This window comes from Gordonibacter sp. An230, from assembly GCF_002159915.1.
Taxonomy (GTDB): domain Bacteria; phylum Actinomycetota; class Coriobacteriia; order Coriobacteriales; family Eggerthellaceae; genus Rubneribacter.
On sequence record NZ_NFJP01000008.1, the window covers coordinates 34,289 to 55,232 of the forward strand.

Genomic DNA, 20,944 nt, shown 5'->3' on the forward strand with positions numbered 1-20,944 from the left:
TCTTCGGTCACGCTTCTTTCCCTTGCGGCTCTTCGACGTGCTCCGCAATCGGTTCTCGCGCGATGCCGCGGTACACCTCCGCCACGTCTTCCGGAGAAAGCTCGACCGGGAAGTTCGCCAGACGCTCCAGGTTGACCGTCCCCGTCAGATGTGCCACGTCGTCGTTCGACAGGGTGGTCGAGCGAGCCGTTCCCGCAAGTTCGACGATGGACTCGAACGCCTCGAGTCCCGACGACGGACCGCGCGACGTCTCCTGTGCGAGCGACCCCTCTATTTCGGCGAGCTTCTCCGCAAGCTCCGGATCGCTCGAGGCGCGTTTCGCGAGGATGCGCCAACATCCGGGCATGCACATGGCGACCGCATGGCCGTGGGGCAGCCCCTTGAGCGTGGTCAGTCCATAGCTCAGGGCATGGGGTGCGGTCGTGGTGGTGAGGTTGATGGCCTTTCCGGCCAAGTTGGAGGCCGTCATGATCGAGCGCGCCGCCGCGGCATCTCCTTCGAGGTAAGATCCTGCATCGCGCGCGATGCGGCGCATCGCTTCCGCGGAGAGCGGCCTGCTCGCGTCGCATGATCGCACGGACCAGTGAGACTCGATCGCCTGGCAAAGAGCATCGAGCAGCGTGCAGCGCCTCTGGTAATCGGGAAGCGTCGATAGCAGACGGGCGTCGAGAACGGCGGCGTCGGGAAGGAGCCGCTCGGAGCTGATCGAGCGCTTCGTGCCATTCACGTACACGGTGGCGAAGCGGGTCGACTCGCTTCCCGTTCCGGCGGTGGTGGGCACGGCTATGTGCGGGACGTCGATGCGAGGGGAGGGGAGGTCGGGATGCGTCCCGAGCTCGAGGGGGTCGGGCGCGCCCAGGAGCGCTTTCACGCATTTCGCCAGATCGATGGCACTGCCTCCGCCAATGGACACCAGGCCGTCGCATCGCTGCGCTCGAAAGGACCGAAAGGCCTCGACGGCTTGATCGTAGGTGGGGTTCGGGCTGAAACCGTCGAACGCCGCCGCATGATCCAAGTCGTCCAAATAGGCGCGGATCGGTCCGGATGACCTTGCGCGCGGGCCGCATACGACCAACGGGCGCCCGATGCCGTGGAGGGAGAGGAGCTCCTTCCATGTTCGCTCGCCGCTTTCGTCGGCATCGCGCAGGATGAGCCGGCAGCCGGGGTCGAGGGCCTCGTAGACGGGCTGCTGCTCGTAATCGAACAGCTTGACGCAGGTTTCGGCGTGAAGGAGGTCCTCCGGGGTGTCCACCTCTCCCACGAAGCAGCCCTCATACGATAGCGCTTCGACGTTCATCAGGGGAAAAACCTTGTTCGCGGCCTCTTCCGCGTAAACGTCGAGGGCACCGCGCTGCACGAACCTCTCCACCTCGTCGAGCCAGAGTCCGAGAGAGCGTTCCGAAAGCCGGTAAAACGGTTGGAAGGCGTAGCAGTCAGGCCCCGATGCGTCGACGGAGACGTGCTCGATGCGCCCGTTCAGGACCCGTGCTTTGAAGTCCTTTCGAGGCGGCAGAGCCGCGCGGTTCACGGCTCCGAGCGATTCGAAGGGGGATAGGAGCGCCCTGCGCGCGAACGAGCGATCGAACACGAGGTCGCCGTGGAGCAGGAGAACGTCGTTTCCCCTCAGCAGGTTTCGGGCAAGCCAGAAGGAGTACAAGTAGTTGGTGTCTGCGTAGCGGTCATTCGAAACGAAGGAGAACGAGCATCCTCGCGCTTGAAACGGCGTTGCCGCCTCGCGTATCTGGTCGGAAAAGGGGCCGGTGGTGACCACGAAGTCCCTGACTCCCAGATCGGAGAGGATGCGCACCTGCCGTGCGAATATGCTCTCGCCGTTGATCGCCGCCATGCACTTCGGTCGCTTCGCGGCGATGCTTCCCAGGCGGCTTCCGAGGCCCGAGTTGAATATCAGGGCTTTCATGCTCGGGACCCCGCCCCTTCCGTCAGCATGTCGATCATTGCGAGCTTGTTGTCCTTCGGGGCGATGTCCGGGCACCCCAGATCGCGCCTCGACCCTTGGCGCGTGCGGACGACCAGGGCCTTCCTTCCCGGTTCGCGCATCGTCTCGAAAGCCTCTCTCGCGTCGAGCTCCGCGGAGACGCTGGTCGTTTCGAACCCGCATGCGCGCAGGATGCCAGCGATGTCGACGCTCCGTCCCGCGGTCGGGAACCCGCCGACGCTTTCGTGGGCGCCGTTGTCGTTGAGGACGTATTTGAGCGTGTCGGGGGCCATCGCGCCCGCCACGGCGAGCGAGCCCATGTGCATGAGGAAACTGCCGTCCCCGTCGACGCACCACACCGTGCGATCGGAGCCGAGCGCCATGCCGAGGGCGATGGAGCAGGTGTGGCCCATTCCGCCCACCGTGAGGAAATCGCGCGCGTGCCCCTGCCCTCGCCTCTCGCGCGCTTCGAACAGCTCGCGGGACGTCTTCCCAGTCGTGGCCACCACGATGTCGTCGCTCCCGATGCTGTCCAAGAGCAGCTCGAGCATCGCTTCGCGGGTGAGGGGCGCGGGCTCGACGGAAGGGGGCAAGGGGGAGGAGGAGAGCGCGCCTTTGCGCACCACGAGGGCGACGGGTCGGCTTTCGATCCGCATGCGCGCTTCAAGGGAGGAGATCTGCTCGCGCCAACGATCGATGTCGAGCACCTCGTACGGAACGCCCATCGCGTCGAGGAGCGCCAGGGTCGCTTTTCCCTGCTTGAGGTGCTGGGGCTCGTCCGGAACACCAGGCTCTCCGCGCCATCCGATTACGAGGAGCATGGGGATCGAGTACACGTCGGGATCGGCGAGCGACAAAAGCGGATTCACGGCGTTCCCCTCGCCTGAATTCTGCATGTACACCACCGCGGCGCGTCCGGTGGCCACGTGCCACCCGCATGCCATGGCGACGGCGTTGCCTTCGTTTGCCGCGATGACGTGGCGGTTCGAAGGCACGTTTGCCAGCAAGTGCGAGCATAGGTCTTTGAGCAGGGAGTCGGGAACCCCGCAGAAGAACTCGAGGCCCCTTTGCTCGAGGGCCTCGCAAAACGCGCTCGGATGGATCTCGGTCATGGCAGCTCCTTGGGCACGAGGGTCAAAACGTCGTGTATCGGAAGGCACAGCGAGTCGGCCTCTTTGCTCCGTCCGTGCTCCAGGATGCTGTCGGCGGTGTTCCGCATGGCCATGTACGCGGCGCGCAGAAGATGGTTCGCGTGGATGACCACGCTCGCGCCCGCGCCGAAAAGCTCATCGTCGGTGATATGGTTGTAGGAGGTGGGGACCAAGACGACGGGGACCTCGGGCCACTTCGATCGAAACGCGCTTAGGAACTCGAGTATCTCCTTGCCGTCCTTTTCCTTCGAGTGGATCATGATTCCGTCCGCATGCCCTTCTTCGAGGTAGATCCGGGCTCGCATCATGGCGTCGTCAAGGCCCGCCTTCGCGATGAACGACTCGATCCGGGCGAATATCATGAAGTCGCGGGTTCTTTGGGCCCTCTTTCCGGCGAGGATCTTGGCGGCGAAGGCGTGAGGATCGTCTTGGAGCTGCGGCACCTGGGTGCCGAACAGGGAATTCTGCTTGAGCCCCGTCTTGTCTTCGATGATCACGGCCGACACGCCGATGCGCTCGAGCGTGCGGACGTTGTGGGCGAAATGCTCGACGCGCCCGCCCGTGTCCCCATCGAGGATGATGGGCTTGGTGGTCACCTCCATGATCTCCGTGATCGTCGCGATGCGGCTGGTGAAGTCGACGAGCTCGATGTCGGGCTTGCCTTTGAAGGCGGAGTCGCACAGCGAGGACACCCACATGGCGTCGAACTGCCGCACCGCGCCTGACTCGGGGTCCGAGAACCGGGCGGCCTCCACGATGAGGCCGGAAAGCCCGTTGGAGGCCTCGAGCGCGCGCAAGCGGGGTCTCGTCGCGAGCAGCTTCCGCAGCGCTCCCCTGCGCGCGTCCGGGGAGGCGTATGCCGCCCGCAGGTCGCTCTCGAGGCCGCTCATGGAGACGCCGCGCGTGTAAGGGACCTCCACCAGCTTTCCGCCCCATTCGCCAAGCGTGTCGACGACTTCTTTGCGCACGGAGCTTTGGATGCCGGTTCTCCAGTCGTCGCCGTGCACGACGAAGTCGGGTCTGACCTCGAGGAGGTTTTCCCGATAGGAAAGGGTTTTTTGAAGCATGGCCCGCGAGACGCCTTTAAGGTTCGCGTACATGCGCAGTCGCGAGTCCTCGTCGAGGATCGGCGGGCGCTTGTAGGAGGCTATCGTCTCGTCGGAGAGCACCCCGACGATCACCGTGCCAAGCTGGCAGGCTCTTTCCATGACGTTGAGGATGCCTTCGTGAACGATGTCGGATGATACTGACAGGTAGACGGTTTTGTCCATGGTCGGTCTTTCTGTAGGAAGATATATAGAGTGCCCCGGATGAGGGCGCGTGAAATCGCCTCCGTCGTAGGAGGCGATTTCATATGCGATTTGTAATATTACAGTATTTTTGCACAGGGGGAGGGTATGAATTTTCTGGACCTAATCGAGGGAAAGCTCTCTCCTCAAAGGGCGGGAGGGGGGGCTCGCGTGTGACCGGCCCGCAAAGCCGCCTGCATCCTTGGCGGCGAATGATCCGGGAATCCAACTCCGTTTGCTGAAAAGACGTGCTTGCTGCACGCCGTCTCCTTCGGAGGAGATTAATGGTAGAATGCCGTTGAGTTCGCTTGGCCCCGTTCGGGGCGAAAGATCGGCGCGACATACAAGGAGGAACCTGATCGAATGGCACAAGGGCAAGCTGCGCAAAGAGGCGAATCGGGCTTCGGGCGCATCGCCGTTGTGGGCTTCGGCCTGATAGGCGCGTCGTTTGCCGCCGCCGTCCACGAGGCGCATCCAGGTGCGGAGGTGCTTGCCGTCGACGTGGACGCGCGCACGCGCGACGAGGCGCTTGAGCGCAAGTGGGCGAGCGCGGCCTCCCATCCCGACGACGCGGCTTTCCGGGAGTTCGTCGAGGAGGGCTGCGACCTCGTGGTGCTCGCTGCGCCGGTGGACGCCGTCGAAGGACATCTCGAGCGCCTCGCGTCATGGAACTTTCGCGGCATCGTCACCGACACGGCGTCCACGAAAAAGCGCATCTGCGGGCTGGCGGCGCGGACGCTTCCGCATCCTGAGAACTTCGTGCCGGGACATCCCATGGCCGGTTCTGAGAGAAACGGCATCGACGGGGCGCGGCCCGACTTGTTCAAAGGCGCGCACTGGATACTCTGTCCGGACGCGGAAACGCCGGCCGAGCATTTCGCGCGCATGCACGAGTTCGTCACCTCTCTCGGCGCCCGCGTCGTGGTTCTGCCGCGCGAAGAGCACGATGCAGCGGTGGCCGTGGTGAGTCACGTCCCGCATTTCGTAGCCTCTTCGCTCGTTCAGCTTGCCAACCGTCACGCTGACGACAGGCAGGCGCTCATGCGCCTGGCCGCCGGGGGCTTCAAGGACGCCACGCGCATCGCCGCCGGCTCTCCGGAGCTGTGGTGCGGCATCGCGTTCGACAACAAAGATGCGCTTTCGGCGGGCCTCGACGAGATGCGGGGCATCATCGCGTCGTTCTCCGACGCGCTCGCCTCGGGGGACCGTTCGCGGCTCACTGCTCTTCTGTCCGAGGCGGCCGAGGCGCGCCGGGCTCTGCCCGCCGCATGGGTGCCCTCGACCGAGCGCTTGGTCGAGGTGCGGATCCCCATGGAGGATCGTCCCGGCGTGGTGGCCGAGGTCACTACGTACGCAAGCTCGGCCGGTTGCAATATCCAATCCATCGAAATCGATCACGTCACTGAGGACAGCGCCGTGCTCAGCCTCGTGCTCACCGACGAGGGCGACGTAGGGCAGCTGTCGTCGCGGCTCATCGACGCGGGGTTCTCGGTGTCGTTCAGTCCTTTGACGGCAAAGGAGCACGCCCATGTCGCATGACCAGACATCCGGCACGACCCTCTTCGCGCCCCTGACCGCGCCGCTGACCGGCGCGATCTCCGTGCCCGGCGACAAGTCGATCTCTCATCGCGCCGTTCTGTTCGCCGCGATGGCCGAGGGCACGTCGCGCCTTTCGGGCGTGCTCGACTCGCAGGACGTGCGCTCTTCCATTCGGGCAGTGCGTGCGCTCGGAGCCGAAGCCTCGCTCGAGGAGCAGTCTGACGGAAGCCTTGCGGGCGCCGTGACCGGATGGGGCGGGCGCGGGCCGAGCCAGCCCGACGGCCCCATTGACTGCGGCAATTCCGGCACTACCGCGCGCCTGCTCATGGGCGTGCTTGCGCCGTGGGACGTGCGCGTGGAGCTCACCGGCGACGACTCCCTCGTGCGCCGTCCCATGCGCCGCATCACCGCGCCGCTCATGAAGATGGGCGCGCGCTTCGAGCCCGAGGGACGCGAGACGCTGCCCATCACCGTGTGCGGTTCGCGGCGGTTGCGCGCCATCGCCTACGATGCGCCCATGGCCTCGGCGCAGCTCAAGACGGCCGTGCTCCTAGCCGGTGTCTATGCCGAGGGCACGACCGTCCTGCGCGAACCCTCTCCCTCTCGAAACCATACCGAGCTCATGCTGCCCGAGTTCGGCGTGGACACCACCGCCGCCGACCGCGCTGCCAGCGTGACGGGTCCCTCCCTCCTTAAAGCGTGCGAAGTTCGCGTGCCGGGCGACCCGTCATCGGCGGCTTTCATCGTGTGCGCCGCGACGATGCGGTCTGGCAGCTCCGTTCGCGTCGAGGGCGTGAGCCTGAACCCTGCGCGCATCGGCTTCGTGCGCACGCTCGAGCGCATGGGAGCCGACGTGAGCGTGCGCCGCACGGGCGCGGCGGGAAAGGAGCCCTACGGGGTTATCTCGGTGCGCCACACTCAGAACCTGCACGGGTGCGAAGTGCCGGCCGAGAAGATAGCTTCCATCGTCGACGAAGTGCCGGTGCTGGCGCTTGTGGCCGCGCACGCGCGCGGTGTGACGGTGTTTCGCGAGGCGGGGGAGCTTCGCGTGAAGGAGACCGACCGCCTGGCCGCCATCGTCGAGGGTCTGGGGCGCCTCGGCGTGGACGCATGGGTGGAGGGCAACGATCTCGTTGTCGAGGGACAGCCCGGTCTGCGCACGCCCGAAGGCGTCTCTTTCGACTCCAAGGGCGACCATCGTCTCGCCATGACCTGGGCGCTCGCCGGCCTGTGCGGCACATCTCCCGTCGAAGTCGAGAACTTCGCCTCCGTCGAGGTCAGCTATCCCCGGTTCCTTCTTGACATCGAAAGGTTGGCGCGATGATCATTGCCATCGACGGCCCGAGCGGGGCCGGAAAGTCCACGGTCGCGAAAGCCGTGGCGCGAGAGCTCGGTTTCTCCTGTCTCGACACGGGCGCCATGTACCGCGCCGTGGCGTGGAGGGCGCTCAGGGACGGTGTGGCGCTCGACGACGAGGAGGGGCTCGGCCGCATCGCGCGCGAATGCGAGATATCCTTCGTGCATGGGTCGGGGGACCCCATGCCCAGGGGCGTCGCTGTCGACGGCGTGGACGTGAGCGCCGCCATACGCGAGGCGGAGATCGACCGCGCCGTGAGTCCCGTGTCGGCCGTGTCCGCCGTGCGCGAGGCGCTCGTGGAGCAGCAGCAGCGCATCGGCCGCTCGGGCGATTACGTGGTGGAGGGCCGGGACATCGGCACGGTCGTGTTCCCCGAGGCTCCGGTGAAGGTGTTCCTCACCGCTTCCGCCGAGGAGCGCGCGCATCGCCGCGTGCGCCAAAACGTTGATCGCGGGGTGGGGTCCATCGATTACGACGAGGTGCTCGCCGGCATCCGCCGTCGCGACGAAATCGATTCGTCCCGCGCATCCTCTCCTCTCAGAGCGGCCGAAGATGCGGCTCGCATCGACTCCACGGGCCGTTTCATCGAAGACGTGATCGGCGATATATGCGCGCTCGCGCGACGGGCTGTCGGTGCGCGCGTCGATGGCGATGGGAGCGAGGGGGCGCGATGAGCCTCATCCTTCCCTACGAGAAGATGTGGGACATGCCCCTTGGCGGCGTGTCCGAAGGACGGCAGGTGCCGCATTGGGCGGGCAACCTTATCTGGGGCTTCCTGTCGTGCGTGTTCAAGGCGTGCTTCCGCTACCGCGTGGACCATCGCGAGCGTGTTCGCGCTTTCGACGGGAGATGCGGCGTCGTGATCGTCGCGAACCACACGTCGTTTTTGGACGTGGCGTTCATGTACCTGGCCACGCGCCCGCGGCAGTGGGTGCGCTTCATGGGCCGTGAAAACCTGTTCGACAACGCGCACGGTTTTGTCGGGCAGATACTCTCGCGCGTGGGGGCGTTTCCCGTCAAGCGCGATGCGGCCGACCGCACGGCTATCAAGCGCGCGACGCGCATGCTGAAAAACGGCGAGATCGTGGGGATCCTGCCCGAGGGGACGCGGCGCGGCAAAGGCTCCAAGACGCCCGAGATCCATTCGGGTGCGGCGTTCATCGCCAAGATGGGCAAGGCGCCCATCCTTCCCATGACCGTGCGCAATGCCGAGTTCGTGAAGCAGAAGGGCAAGTTCCTTCGCTTTCCGAAGATCACCGTCGAGTACGGCAACCCCGTCCTCGTGGAGGACTTCGATTTCCTGCCGAAGGAGGATCGTCTTGAGGGTTGCACCTGGTACGCCATGCGCGAGTGCTTCGCGCTGTCTTTGCGCGTGCCGCGCGAGCAGGTGGACATGCGGGCGCTGTTCCCGGAGGGCCGTGATTTCACGGACGAGTTCGCCCGCCATCCTGTGCCCGAGCGAACTTCCGAGGAGGTCGCGTCCGCTCTGGGGATCGCGCGAGCCGAGGCAGGGGGTCGCGCATGAAGGTGATGCTCGCCCGTCATGCGGGCGCGTGCTACGGCGTTCAAAGGGCGCTCGACATGGCGCTGGCCGCCGCGGAGGAGGGCGACGGCGCGGCCACGCTCGGTCCTCTCATCCATAATCCGCAGGTGGTGGCGGACTTAAAGAGGCGTGGTGTGCGGGCCGTCGAAGGCGTTGACGACGTGGGAGGCGGGCCGGTGATAATCCGCAGCCACGGCGTGGCTCCTGCGGTGCGCCGCCTCGTCGAGGAGCGCGGACTGCCTCTCATCGACGCAACCTGCCCCCATGTGGCCCGCGCTCAGAAAGCGGCCGCCGAGCTCGCGCGGCGCTGCGGCCGCGTCATCGTGGTGGGCGAGGCTGGGCATCCAGAGGTGGAGGGCCTTGTCGCGTACGCGCGCGAAGCGGGAGGCGAGGTGGCCGTGGTGGCCTCGCCCGACGATCTTCCAGAGGATACGGGCGAGGCGGCAGGTGTTGTCGTGCAGACCACGCAGACGCGCGAAACGCTCGACGCGGTGGTGGGCGCGCTTTCCGAGCACGGTGTGGCGTGCGAGGTGAAGAACACCATCTGCTTCGCCACTCGCCAACGCCAGGAGGCTGCAGCCGCACTCGCGGGCGAAGTGGACGCCATCGTGGTCATCGGAGGGCGCAACTCATCGAACACGACCCGCCTTGCCGACATCTGCGCTGCGGTTTGTGCGCGCACCCACCATGTGGAAGGGCCCGACGAGATCGATCCCGCTTGGTTCGAGGGCTGTGGGACCGTTGGTGTCACCGCAGGCGCCTCCACCCCGGAATCGCAGATAGCCGCCGTGACGGCGCGCCTCGAGGAGCTGTGAGCCCGTTGCCGCGACGAGGGCCGCGGGCCTCCGCCCTTCGCCTCTCTTGTTTGGCGGGATACTATGTGTACGCCTATATTTTCTTCAACCGGCTGTCCTTCGCTCCCGAGGTGGGATTTCACTATCATCCCGTGTTCGTTCAAGCTGCGATGATGCTGTGCGCGGCGGTTGCGCTCGCGTTGCTGGCCTTCCGAGGCCGTTTCGACTTGAGACCCGATGCGCGTTCGTGCCTTGCACTCGGAGCGCTTTTCATCGTCGGAGTGGCGGTCGATCAGGCGGGTTTGGTGATGGGCGGGCAAGGGGGCCTTGCCGTCCAGCTTTTCGCCTGCATGCTGTTCGGATGCGCGTTCGTGCTGTATACGCTGTTGTGGGTGCAGGTCTACGAGGTGCTGCCGCTTCCCCGCCTGTTCGCGGCCGTCTCCTGCGCGCTAGTCCTCAGTGCGCTTGCGCGCGCGGTGACGTACGTGGACATGCGCGGCCAAGGGGTGTGGTGCGTGGCGTTTTGCGCCGTGATGGCTCTGTCGTTGACCATGCTCAACCGCTCGTTTCGCATCGTGAGCGCCGGCGCGACGAGGTCTGAAGGGCCGCTCGGGCGTGAACGGTTTGCGAAGGGCCTCTTGTTCACGCTGAGGGGCCCTTTCGCCGCCGCAGCGGCCGTTGCGTTCGGCACCGGGCTCACGTGGGGCGAGGCCGCGGTGGAAGAGTACCGTCCGCCCATCGCACTGGCCGCGGCTTTTCTGGTCTGCGCTTTGAACCTCGTGTTTGGCTTCTGCGGCCGCAATGGGCCCAAGGCTCGGTCGGCCCTCTTCGGAGCGGTGTTCCCTCTCTCGACCATCCTCTTGCTCGCTTCTCTCGTGCTGGGTCGCTTCGACGGGGCGGCGGGCCTGCCCGTGCTTTTCGACGCAATGTACTACGTGGGGCTTTCGTTGTTCGAAGTGCACGTGCTCGTTGCCATCATCGTGGCTTCACGGGGCAGCGGCGTTTCGTCTTTGGCGCCGTTCGCCGCGAAGATGGTCGTGTACGGTGCGGGATTTTTGGCGGGCAAGGCCTTGTCCTTTGCATTGGATCCGGCATCCTTGCCGGCAGTCCTGACGGCCGTGCTCCTCGCTTACCTCGCCTTCAACGTTGTGGTGCTCGCCGTGAACCAGGTGTCCGACGCGGCGGGTTCCTCCGCACCTGTGCAGGAGGCCATCAGCATGAGGATGGGCGAACGCTACGGGTTGACTCCGCGCGAGAAAGAGGTGCTCTCCTGCCTTCTGGAGGGCAGATCCTACGAGGGGATAGGCAGAACGCTGTTCATCTCATCGAGCACTGTGAAGACGCATGTCAAGCATATCTACGAGAAGGTGGGCGTCGGAAGCCGCGACGAGCTGATCGATCAGGCGTTCTGACGGCGCATCCGTCTCGAACGGGCGAGGGCCCTCCGAAGAGGGCCCTCGAGGCGCGCCGGCGGTGTCGGTTAAGCGTTAGATGGCGCGCGCCGCTTGGTTGCCGGAGCTCACGGCTTCGGCGATGGTGGAGAACACGGCGGCATCGCCGACGAGATGTTTTTCGATGTCGGCAGGGATCGTGTCGAACAACTCGGTGTTGGGCGTCAAGGGCTGGCAGTTGACCACGGAGTCGCACGGCACGGAGACGGTGGCGCCGAAGTTGGTGGCGACGCTCACACCGCCCTCTTCGATGGCGAGGAGGGCGGACTCGTAAAACACTCGCAGGCCCTTGCTCTCCATCCACGCCTTCGTGCTGTAGCGCACCCACGAAGGATGTTCGACGTCGAAGAACTCTTGCGTGCGGCCAGACAGTATGATCACGGCCTTACCCCGCTTGATGAGGAAGACGGCCAGGTCGATGGCATGGTGGTTGTCGCCGACCACCACGACGCGTTCGCCGAGGTCTGCTCCTGCGGCAGCCTCTTCGATGGTCTTTACCAAAGGCGAACCCTCAGCGCCGGGAGCGTCGAGGGCGGGGCGCACGCCCCCCACGGCCACCACCACGACGTCGGGCGCCTCCTCTGCCACGAGGCCGGCGTCCACCTTGGTTCCGGTCGTCACCGTGACGCCCTTCACCTCCTGCTGGCGCTCGAGGTAGGCGCAGAAGTCAGCTATCTTCTCATGGGGGCCTTTCACGGTGGCGGCGAAAGTCATGAGCCCGCTCAGAGAGCCGTCCTCCTCGTAAAGCGTCACCTCATGCCCTCGTTCGGCGGCGATGCGTGCGGCTTCCATGCCGGCGGGCCCGCCGCCCACCACCATGACCTTGCGAGGCGAGGCGGCCGGCTCGGGTTTCGCGCTTGTTTTTATGCCGCCGTCCTTCACGCGGCCGAACGTGGCGTTGCAGCGGCATCCCACCGTCACAGGATGGGGGAGTACTGCCTGCAGGCACGTGAGGCAGTGGTTGCAGGGTGCCACCTCGTCGCGACGGCCTTCTCTCAGCTTGTTTGGCAGTTCGGGGTCGCACATGAGCGGACGGGTCATGGCGATGTAATCGATCTTCCCCTCGGCGAGCGCGTTGTCGATCAGGTCGGGAGCCAGACGCGGGTCCATGACACCGACGGTGCCCACGGGAATGCCCACCGCCTGTTTGATTTCGGCGGCCACCTCCAACAAGGCGCACGCGCCATCGAACTGTCCGTTGACCTTGCCTTCGAAATGACGGCGGAAATCGACGCGCGTTCCATAGCCGGTGTTTCCGCTCTCCACGGCGTGCAGGGCATCGGTGAAGAACGACGCGGCATGGTAGCCGTAGGCTCCGTAGCGGATTTGGAGCATGTCGGCGCCCGCCTTCTCGAACAGCCGGGCGAATTCCTTCGCCTCTTCGATGGTCATGCAACCGTCGTTCTTTCCAAGGTACTCCACGTTGTCCTCGACGCCGTTGTAGAGCACTTCGACGATGAAATCTGCTCCGCATGCCTTTCTGATCTGCCCGATCAGTTCGGTGAGGATGCGCGCGCGGTTCTCGTAGCTCTGGGGGCCGTACTCGTCATCGCGCTGCGTGTTCCAGAATCTCGAGAGGAACGAAGAGAAGGTGTGGTCGCATCCGGCATTGAGCGTGACGCCGTCGAAGCCGGCCTTCTGCATCATCTCGCAACGATGCACGAGGTCGGCCTGGAAGGCGTGGATCTCGTCGATCGAGAGCATCTTGCGGACGGCGGCGCGATTCTCGAAAGGGGCCGTGATGGCCCCGTCGCAGGAGCATTGCGACCATGGCCCCCACACCTGCATGCCGATGAGCGCTCCTTGGTCGTGGACATAGTCGGTGAACTGTCTGCACAGAGCCGCGTCCTCGTCGTTGGCGATGGGGGTGTTGCCGTTGGCCGCCTTGCCGGTGAAGTCGACGAACTGGTCCATCCAGATCAAGCCCACGCCGCCTGCGGCCATGCTGCCGTAGAAGTTCTTCACGTCGTCGGAGAAGCCGGCGCCTTGGGAGACCGTGCGCGAAGTGGCGCCGGACTTCACTATGCGGTTCTTCACGGTGCGGGATCCCACTTGCATGGAGCTGAACAGATGGGAGTAGTCGGTGGTGAACGCCGTGTAGGACCCGTCCTGCGGATTGAGCTCGTATTCGACCCCTTCTTGGGACGGTTCGGGCTCGTCTGATCCTTCCTTTCGCGCTTCGGTGTTGGCTGCCGGAGCGCAGCCGCCGAGGCTGGCCGAGGCCAATGATCCGGCAGCGACCGTCGCCCCCAGTCCAAGGAGCTGCCTTCTCGTCAAAGATGTCTTCCTCATCGGTCCTCCTCTGATCGATTTGTCGGCCTGCGGGCCGTTTACGCCTGCCACGATAGGGAATGCCGAAGCGGACGGGATCGCCCATATGGACGATCCTGCATCGACGATACGGGTGATGCGCGGTTTGCCGGCTCTTTTCCAAGAGGGCTGCGCCGTTTTGCCGTTCCGTGCGGTTTTAGGGTCGGCATGCGAGAGAGGCGAGGTCGTCGCTGCGAATCGCCGATACGTTGCCGATGCCGTGCTGCACCGTCGTCGCGGGTCGGAGGGCGTCCAAAGAGGTTTCGCATGCGGCAACGCGATGCGCGGTTGCAATACGGTATCCGTCGTCGTGACGTTTGGGAGGCGACCACATGGGTTCGCGAGATCGAGAGCAGAGACGTTCGAGGGGCTTCGAAGAGGGTCCGCCCCGATTCCGTTGCGATGAGGCGGCACGTATGCGAGAATGGACCGCATGCGAGCAGGTTTCAACATTCGAACAGCAGGACTGTCCGAAAGGCGCTTCAACGCGCTTTCCGTCTCGTGCGTTCGAAGGCCTCGGAAGGCTTCGATATGGCCGTGAGCGCCTATCCCTGTCGAGATGCCGATCGCGAGGCGCGCTCGGTCCGATGCGCGGGCGCGCGGCCGCGCGCTCTCGTGCGCGCGGTCGCGGCGGGCAGTCCCGCCGATGACGCGGGTTTCGAGCCGGGCTGCTATGTGACCAGCGTGGGCGGCCTTCCCGTGCGCGACCTCATCGACTGGAGGTGGCTTACGGCGGACGATGCCGTCGAACTCGGCTACGTCGATCTCGACGGCGATGCGGGCACGGTCGAGCTCGTTCGCGAGCCGGGCGAGGAATGGGGGTTCGAATTCGACGGCGTCGTGTTCGACGGCGTAAGGCAGTGCCGCAACGCCTGCACGTTCTGCTTCATGCGCCAGCTGCCCGATGGCGCCCGCCCGTCCCTCACGCTGCGCGACGACGACTACCGTCTGAGCTTTCTGTCGGGGACCTTCGTCACATTCACGAACCTCGACGCCGACGACGAGGCGCGCATCGTCGAGCAGCGTATCTCCCCTTTGCGCTGCTCCCTGCACGCCTCCGACCCGGATGTGCGCCGCGACATGATCGGCCGCCACGCGCAGCACGGCATCGACGCGCTCGAACGGCTGCTTGAAGCGGGCATCGAGTTCCACGCGCAGATCGTGCTCGTACCCGGCCAGAACGACGGAGCCGTGCTCGTTGACACGTTGGAGTGGGCTTACGCGCGTCCCGGCATCCTTGACGTGTGCATCGTGCCGCTCGGGTTCACGAAGCATCAAAATGCCTTCGACCGCAGCTTCGACAGTTCGGAAGCGGCGCGCGCCGTCATTGACCTCGTCGAGCCGTACCGGCGCCGGGCGCTCGCCGAGCGTGGGAGCATGTGGGCTTTCCCGGCCGACGAGTTCTACGCGCGCGCCTTCGGGCCCGCGCTCCTCGACAACTTGCCGTCAGCCGAGACCTACGGCGACTTCGGCATGTTCGAGGACGGCGTGGGCATCATCCGCTCGTTCGTAGACGACTGGCGTGCGGCTGAGGACGCGGGCTCCGTCGAACGCGCCGCGCGCGCCCTTCGCGCGGCCGGAGCGCGCATTCGCTACGTGACGGGCGAGGCCACGCTCCATTTCCTCGAGCCGCTTGTGGCGCAAAGTCCACTTTCGGGCCTGTTCGAGCCGCTGTTCGTGAAAAACGACTACTTCGGGGGGAACGTGGATGTGACGGGACTGCTCTGCGGATGCGACATCGCCCGTGCCGTGCGGGCCCTCCGCGGATCCTCCGCCGGGCGCGTTCGCGAGCTGTTCGTCGTCCCTCGCATCGTGTTCAACGACGACGCGGTAACGCTTGACGATATGAGTTTGGAGGATATGGAGAAGCGCGCGGGCGCGCCGCTGTACGTGGTATCCTGTAATGCGTCGGATTATCTCCTGGAGATCATCGACCTGGTCGGACGCATCGCCCAGGCCCCCGACCGAACAAACGGATCCTATTATGCGAGGTAGCACATGCCCTTACCACTCGTCGCGGTGGTCGGACGGCCGAACGTCGGCAAGTCCACCTTCGTGAACCGCATAGCCCAGGCCAACGAGGCCATCGTTCATGAGATGCGCGGCGTCACGCGCGACCGCTCCTATCACGAGGCAGACTGGAACGGCGTCTCGTTCAAGCTTGTCGACACCGGAGGCATTGAGATGGGCGACGACGACGCCTTCCAAGGCTCCATTCGCGCGCAGGCCATCGCCGGTGCGAACGAAGCTGACGTCATCGTGTTCATCGTGGACGGCAAGACCGGCATCAACGCCGACGACGAGGAGGTGGCCCGCATTCTGCGCAAGACGCACAAACCGGTGTTCCTCGTCGTGAACAAGATGGACACGCCGAACCGAACCGACGAGCTGTGGGAATTCTACCAGCTTGGCCTGGGCGATCCATGGCCGGTGTCGTCCACGCATGGTCACGGCACGGGGGATCTGCTCGATGCGGTGGTCGACGAGCTTCGCAAAGCGGATCTTGCCGGTGGCTTCGACGAGGACGGCGGCGTCAACGTGGCCATCATCGGACGACCGAACGCCGGCAAGTCGTCCCTGACGAACCGGCTGACCGACAACGAGCGCTCCATCGTCTCGGACGTGGCCGGCACCACCCGCGACGCTATCGACACGCGCATCGAGCGCAACGGAAGGCGCTACACCATCGTTGACACGGCGGGGCTTCGCCGCAAAAGCCAGATCGACCAGGACGTGGAGTACTACGGCTTCGTGCGCGCCATGCGGGCCATCGACCGCGCCGATGTGGCGCTGCTCGTCATTGATTCCACGCTGGGTCTGACCGACCAGGACCAGCGCGTCGCCGGATTCGCGGCCGAGCGCGGTTGCGCCATGGTCATCGTGCTGAACAAATGGGATCTCGTCGAGGGACCCGAGGCGAAGGCGGAGATCCGCGAGCGCATCGCCGACCGCCTCACGTTCGTGGGCTACGCGCCGGTCATCGCCGTCTCGGCGCTCACCGGCAAGAAGGTCGATCGCATCTGGGATGCTGTCGACACCGCATACGCGAACTTCTCCCAAACCGTTCCCACGAGCAAGCTGAACGCCTGGTTGGGGGAGATACGCGAGACGGGGCACACGGTTTCGAGCGGAAAGTCCGTCCTGCGCATGAAGTACGTCACCCAGACCTCCACGCGCCCGCCGCGGTTCACGTTTTTCGCGAACCGTCCCGATCTCGTCACCGACAACTTCGAGCGCTTCCTTGAGAATCGCTTGCGCGCGCGCTTCGACTTGACGGGCACGCCCATTCAGATGAAGTTCAAGAAGAAGGATTAGCCATGGCGGACGGCTCCTCCTCCCGATCCTGCACGGTGCTGCGCGGGTGGCGCGCGGCGGGTGTGCTGTGCCTCTGGGCGTGCGCAATCTTCGGATTTGCAATTGCCGGCTCGGTCAACTCGACGTTCGCCGCCGCCGCGGTGTTCCTCGCGAGCGCGCTTCTCGGATCGATCCCCTGGGGCGTGATCATCTCGAAGGTGTTTTTCCACACCGACATTCGCGAGCACGGCAGCGGCAACATCGGCACTACGAACGCCCTGCGCACGATGGGCAAGGCCGGAGGCGCAGCGGTGTTCTTGCTCGATTTCGGCAAAGGGCTTGCTTCGGGCGGTTTGGCTCTTGCGGCATGCTGGCTGCTCGTGCCGGGGGGCGGTCTCTCTTCGCAATCCCCCGTCTCCTACGACCTCATGGTGACCCTTGCGTTCCTTGGCTGCATCTGGGGTCATGTCTTCAGCCCGTGGCTGGGTTTCAAGGGCGGCAAAGGCATAGCGGTTGCGGTGGGTTGCCTCTTCGCGACGTTCGGTTGGATCGGCGCGCTTCTCGAGCTCGCCTTGTTCGCCATCGTCGTCGCCGCGACGCGGCGCGTGTCGGCGGGATCGCTTGCCGCCGCGCTCGCATGCCCTTTCTTCGCGCTTGCCCTGTTCTGGGGCGAGGCGGCGCCCATCGCCCTGTGCACGCTGGCGGCCTTCACCGTGATATGGGCGCATCGCGGCAACATCGCACGTTTGCGGGCGGGCACGGAAAGCAGGATCGGCGGAAGGAAGGCCTGAGCCTCCTAGAGGAGAAGGGAGACGCGCCGGTCGGTCGGCGCGGTGGAAAGGACGGCCATGAGGATAGCGGTCATCGGCGCGGGGTCGTGGGGTACCGCGCTTTCGCAGGTGCTGGCGGGCAATGGGCACGAAGTGGGGCTATGGGCCCGAAAGCAGGAGGTGGTGCGTTCGATCAACGAGGAGCGCCGCAACCCGCGCTATCTTTCCGACGTTGAATTGCGCGAGGGGATCGCGGCGACGGACTCGTACGAAGACGCGCTCCAACGCGCTCAGGCGGCTGTGATCGTCACGCCGTCGAGTCTTATGCGCGATGTGGCGCGGAGGCTGGCCCGCCTGGCGGGCGACGGTCTTCCCATCGTCATCTGCTCGAAAGGCGTAGAGGAGGGCAGCGGCCTTCTGCCGGTGGAAGTGTTCGAGGCCGAGATGGGCGGCGCGCACCGTCTGGCCGCGCTGTCGGGTCCGAACCATGCCGAGGAGGTTGTCAGAGGCGTCCCGTCCGGCACGGTGATCGCCAGTTCCTCGGAGCAGACGGCGGCTCTGTTTCAGGAGGTGTTCGCGTCGGAGTCGTTCCGCACCTACACAAGCGACGATGTGCGCGGGGTCGAGCTGTGCGCCGCGTTCAAGAACGTCATCGCCATTGCGGTGGGCGTGAGCTATGGGCTGGGGTTCGGCGACAATACGGCGGCCATGCTGATGACGCGGGGCTTGGCTGAGATGAGCCGCCTCGTCGCGCGCGCTGGGGGGCGGGCGCTCACGTGCATGGGCCTGGCCGGCGCGGGCGACCTTGTCGCGACGTGCACTTCCGAGCACTCCCGGAACCGCCGCTTCGGAAGGCTCGTCGCCGAAGGGGGGACGCTTGCGGACTTCACCGCGCAGACCCATATGGTCGCCGAAGGCGCACTTGCCTGCAAGACCCTCGCCGTGCTCTCCGCGCGATACGATGTGGAGCTGCCTATCACCGATGTCGTGCGCAGCGTGGTGTGGGAGGGGGCCGATCCGCTCGAGCTGGCTCGCGCGCTCACGAGCCGTCCTTTGACGACGGAGTTCCACGGGTTGTCGGTCTGAACGCCTTCAAGCGCACTGTCCGACAGGGCTTGCGATTGCTCCCGGTCGGCGACGGACGAGGCTTTGCGGCCGAAGGGCCTGATCCTCCCGATCAACATGATGGCAACGACGCGTTGACCGGGCGTCCACCGTCATGCGGAACGGGTTGCACGGGCACAGGTTGACGGATAGAGTGTTCATCGCGCCGTTGGTCGGCACCCTGACAACCTAACCGAGCGCCCGTCGTCTCGTCTCTCGTGTGAACCCCCTCTCTCACCCTCTCTCACCCTCTCTCAACACCTCCGACGGGCCGTGAGCATGCGCACATTCCCCCCTTCTCCTCGGTGCGCACTGCTGAAGCGCCTCCGGGACCCCCCATCCCGGAGGTGCTTCCCTTTTCCTTTCCGCAACCTTTGGCGTTTCGGCCTCTTACGCCTCTTTATGTCCGTCGCCTCGGAGTCGTTCCAGGTAAAGATCGACGTCGACGAGGGTGGCGAGCCTGATGACGCCGCATGCTCGCGGGGCGGGGGAGGACAACCCCGGTTTGAAGGCGAGCATCGTTACGGTGAGGTCGGCGAAGAAGCAGGGACGGGCCGCCCGGCCCGTTTGGGCCGACAGCCCGCTCGGCACGTCGATGGACACGGCAAAGGGGGCGTCGTGAGCTTTCGGCACAAGCGCACACTCGCCTCGTCGCTCATGGTCGCCGCGCTCGCAAGCGCGCTTGCGGTGACTGCCGCGGCCCGCTCCGCGCGCGCCTTCGAAGCGGCGTCGGTTGGCGGCCCTGATCCACGAGGCATAGGGCTCGCGCACCTCCTCTCCCGAAAACCCCGTGCCGAGGACGGCGTCCACCACGGCCTGCGCTCCTTCGAGCTCTTCGTCGAGGATGTCGGCGCTAGGCGCGACGAGCACGCGCAGCGGCAGCTTGTCCCGAGCGGCGTCGGCGAGCACGGCGAGGGCGGTCGAGCGCGCGGGCTCGGCCTTCATCCGCTCGGCGATGTCGGGTGTGACGAGCGTGACGGGGTAGCCCTCTTCGGCGAGCATGCGGGCGCACACCCAGCCGTCGCCGCCGTTGTTGCCCGCGCCCGCGAGCACGACGACGGGCGCGGGGTCGGGCACCCAGGCGCGCACCTCTTCGGCCACGGCGCGTCCCGCGCGCTCCATGAGTTCGGAAAGCGGCGTGCCGTCCTTCGCGATAAGCCCCTCGAGGGCGCGCACCTCGTCCACGTCGAGCACCAGTTTGCGCTTCCTCATGAGCGTCACCCCGGCCTCCGTCATGACGCGCGTGTTCGACAGCACCCCGTTGAGCATGACGAAAGGGGCGCCTCTCAGCTTCGCCCGCACTGCGCGCACGACGAGGGTCGCGATCCAGAGCGCCATGAAAGCAAGCCATATCTTGGTCGTCGTGGGGTCGTGCATGTCGATGAGCGGGGCATCATGGCATCCAGGATAGCTTTCAGCGAGGACGTCAAGCACCCCTACGCCGATGATTATGTCGACGAACGTCCAGGCGAACAGGAAAAGGAGACCGTAACGGGCGAATATCTGGTACCAGCGCGCCGGCTCTGCGTCTGGTCGCACGATGCGCAGCTTCAAGATCATCTGTCCGAACGTTCGACCCTTGAAGGCAACGGGGACGATTCCGAAGAAGAGCACGAGCGGAAACCATCCGATCCAACGAACGAAAAGAAAGCTCTCGGCGGTCGTGTGAGGGTTGAAAGCCACGAAGAGCTGCGCGAAGATGAGAACCGTCATGCTCGCGAAGGCAAACGCGAGATCGATGGCGAACGACAGGGCGCGTCGCGTTGCGCTCGCGCGCACGCCAGCCTCGCGAGTCTCCATGGCGATGAGCCGGATGTCGGGCAGCACGCGCAGGGCGGGTCCCGCGGCCCAAAAACCAACCATCGCGCCAAGCGTCTTCAGGATGAGGTCGTCCACGTCGAACGGGCGATAGGGATGCTCGTAGAGGCCCCAGAACCCGGTGATCTGCGTGGCCTCGAACGACAGCGTGACCAGGAAGCCGATGAGGAGGGTCTGCCGCCATGAGCGTCGGAAGTAGCAGCGCAGATACATCCCGAGTGGCACGAGCAGAAGCACGTTGAAGAGCGCCTTGTATGCGTAAGGGTTGCGAAACGTTGGAAACAATGAGTAGGCATCGCAGAAAAACGCGTTCTCTGTCAAGAACCCTCGAGCGAAGTTGAACGGAACGAGCTGGGGCGTTTGTGCGTAAAGAACGACGGCGGAGCAGTTGGCGAGCAAGGGCAAGAGCACGAGGAAGCAGGCGCACACGAGGTAGAGCGCAAACGAATACACGACAAGGGTGCGCAGCCAGGGCACGGAGTCCGCCTTTCGGTGCTGGTGGATGAGGTAAGGCAACGTGATCGCGAGCGCGATGAACGGAAGCGATACGATGGCGGGAGCGATGTTGGAGGCGTAGACGTTCACAAG

At 65.3% G+C, this 20,944-nt stretch carries 15 protein-coding genes; 10 read left to right on the forward strand and 5 right to left on the reverse strand.

All coding sequences use genetic code 11. The features are described 5' to 3' along the window. Positions 1 to 7: 7 nt before the first annotated feature. Genes B5F40_RS05695 through aepX form a run of 3 tightly spaced genes read right to left on the reverse strand, consistent with a single transcriptional unit; the run spans position 8 to position 4,358 of the window. Positions 8 to 1,918 carry an iron-containing alcohol dehydrogenase gene (locus B5F40_RS05695; RefSeq protein WP_087193411.1) on the reverse strand — a complete coding sequence of 637 codons (1,911 nt, stop codon included), beginning with the start codon at positions 1,916 to 1,918 and terminating at the stop codon, positions 8 to 10. Beyond that, on the reverse strand, positions 1,915 to 3,048 hold the full coding sequence (aepY, locus tag B5F40_RS05700; protein ID WP_087193412.1) for a phosphonopyruvate decarboxylase: 1,134 nt from the start codon (positions 3,046 to 3,048) through the stop codon (positions 1,915 to 1,917). The genes B5F40_RS05695 and aepY overlap by 4 nt, the downstream gene beginning before the upstream one ends. Continuing rightward, entirely contained in the window at positions 3,045 to 4,358 is a 1,314-nt protein-coding gene (gene aepX, locus B5F40_RS05705) for a phosphoenolpyruvate mutase (protein WP_087193413.1), read from the reverse strand. Before aepX ends, aepY begins: the two co-directional genes overlap by 4 nt. A 381-nt stretch (positions 4,359 to 4,739) precedes the next feature. Between aepX and B5F40_RS05710 the strand changes: the two genes are divergently transcribed. The 6 genes from B5F40_RS05710 (at position 4,740) to B5F40_RS05735 (ending at position 11,021) form a co-directional block, all read left to right on the forward strand. Next, the gene (locus B5F40_RS05710; protein WP_087193414.1) at positions 4,740 to 5,915 is read left to right on the forward strand and encodes a prephenate dehydrogenase/arogenate dehydrogenase family protein; all 1,176 of its coding nucleotides are present in this window, start codon (positions 4,740 to 4,742) and stop codon (positions 5,913 to 5,915) included. Next, the gene (gene aroA, locus B5F40_RS05715) at positions 5,905 to 7,239 is read left to right on the forward strand and encodes a 3-phosphoshikimate 1-carboxyvinyltransferase (RefSeq protein WP_087193415.1); all 1,335 of its coding nucleotides are present in this window, start codon (positions 5,905 to 5,907) and stop codon (positions 7,237 to 7,239) included. Before B5F40_RS05710 ends, aroA begins: the two co-directional genes overlap by 11 nt. Then, positions 7,236 to 7,946: a (d)CMP kinase gene (gene cmk, locus B5F40_RS05720; RefSeq protein ID WP_087193416.1), complete on the forward strand. Its 711-nt coding sequence runs from the start codon at positions 7,236 to 7,238 to the stop codon at positions 7,944 to 7,946. Before aroA ends, cmk begins: the two co-directional genes overlap by 4 nt. Further along, the gene (locus tag B5F40_RS05725; RefSeq protein ID WP_087193417.1) at positions 7,943 to 8,797 is read left to right on the forward strand and encodes a lysophospholipid acyltransferase family protein; all 855 of its coding nucleotides are present in this window, start codon (positions 7,943 to 7,945) and stop codon (positions 8,795 to 8,797) included. Before cmk ends, B5F40_RS05725 begins: the two co-directional genes overlap by 4 nt. After that, positions 8,794 to 9,630 carry a 4-hydroxy-3-methylbut-2-enyl diphosphate reductase gene (gene ispH, locus B5F40_RS05730; protein WP_087193418.1) on the forward strand — a complete coding sequence of 279 codons (837 nt, stop codon included), beginning with the start codon at positions 8,794 to 8,796 and terminating at the stop codon, positions 9,628 to 9,630. The genes B5F40_RS05725 and ispH overlap by 4 nt, the downstream gene beginning before the upstream one ends. Before the next feature lie 65 nt (positions 9,631 to 9,695). Further along, positions 9,696 to 11,021: a helix-turn-helix transcriptional regulator gene (locus B5F40_RS05735; RefSeq protein ID WP_140396431.1), complete on the forward strand. Its 1,326-nt coding sequence runs from the start codon at positions 9,696 to 9,698 to the stop codon at positions 11,019 to 11,021. A gap of 75 nt (positions 11,022 to 11,096) precedes the next feature. On the opposite strand, the gene B5F40_RS05740 is transcribed toward B5F40_RS05735, so the two are convergent. Continuing rightward, on the reverse strand, positions 11,097 to 13,352 hold the full coding sequence (locus tag B5F40_RS05740) for an oxidoreductase (RefSeq protein WP_162610906.1): 2,256 nt from the start codon (positions 13,350 to 13,352) through the stop codon (positions 11,097 to 11,099). Between the two features lie 549 nt (positions 13,353 to 13,901). Here B5F40_RS05740 and B5F40_RS05745 point away from each other — a divergent pair. From B5F40_RS05745 to B5F40_RS05760, 4 genes are read left to right on the forward strand one after another with little or no spacing between them, the layout of a single operon-like run. After that, positions 13,902 to 15,365: a DUF512 domain-containing protein gene (locus tag B5F40_RS05745; protein ID WP_087193502.1), complete on the forward strand. Its 1,464-nt coding sequence runs from the start codon at positions 13,902 to 13,904 to the stop codon at positions 15,363 to 15,365. Between the two features lie 3 nt (positions 15,366 to 15,368). Beyond that, positions 15,369 to 16,685 carry a ribosome biogenesis GTPase Der gene (gene der, locus B5F40_RS05750; protein WP_087193421.1) on the forward strand — a complete coding sequence of 439 codons (1,317 nt, stop codon included), beginning with the start codon at positions 15,369 to 15,371 and terminating at the stop codon, positions 16,683 to 16,685. A gap of 2 nt (positions 16,686 to 16,687) precedes the next feature. Continuing rightward, the gene (locus tag B5F40_RS05755; RefSeq protein WP_087193422.1) at positions 16,688 to 17,455 is read left to right on the forward strand and encodes a glycerol-3-phosphate acyltransferase; all 768 of its coding nucleotides are present in this window, start codon (positions 16,688 to 16,690) and stop codon (positions 17,453 to 17,455) included. Positions 17,456 to 17,512: 57 nt separating this feature from the next. Then, positions 17,513 to 18,520 (forward strand): NAD(P)H-dependent glycerol-3-phosphate dehydrogenase, encoded by a 1,008-nt coding sequence (locus B5F40_RS05760; RefSeq protein ID WP_087193423.1) that lies wholly within the window; start codon positions 17,513 to 17,515, stop codon positions 18,518 to 18,520. 408 nt (positions 18,521 to 18,928) lie between these two features. On the opposite strand, the gene B5F40_RS05765 is transcribed toward B5F40_RS05760, so the two are convergent. Then, a complete protein-coding gene (locus B5F40_RS05765) occupies positions 18,929 to 20,941 on the reverse strand; it encodes an NAD(P)H-hydrate epimerase (protein ID WP_087193424.1) in 2,013 nt (670 codons plus the stop codon). Between the last annotated feature and the right edge of the window lie 3 nt (positions 20,942 to 20,944).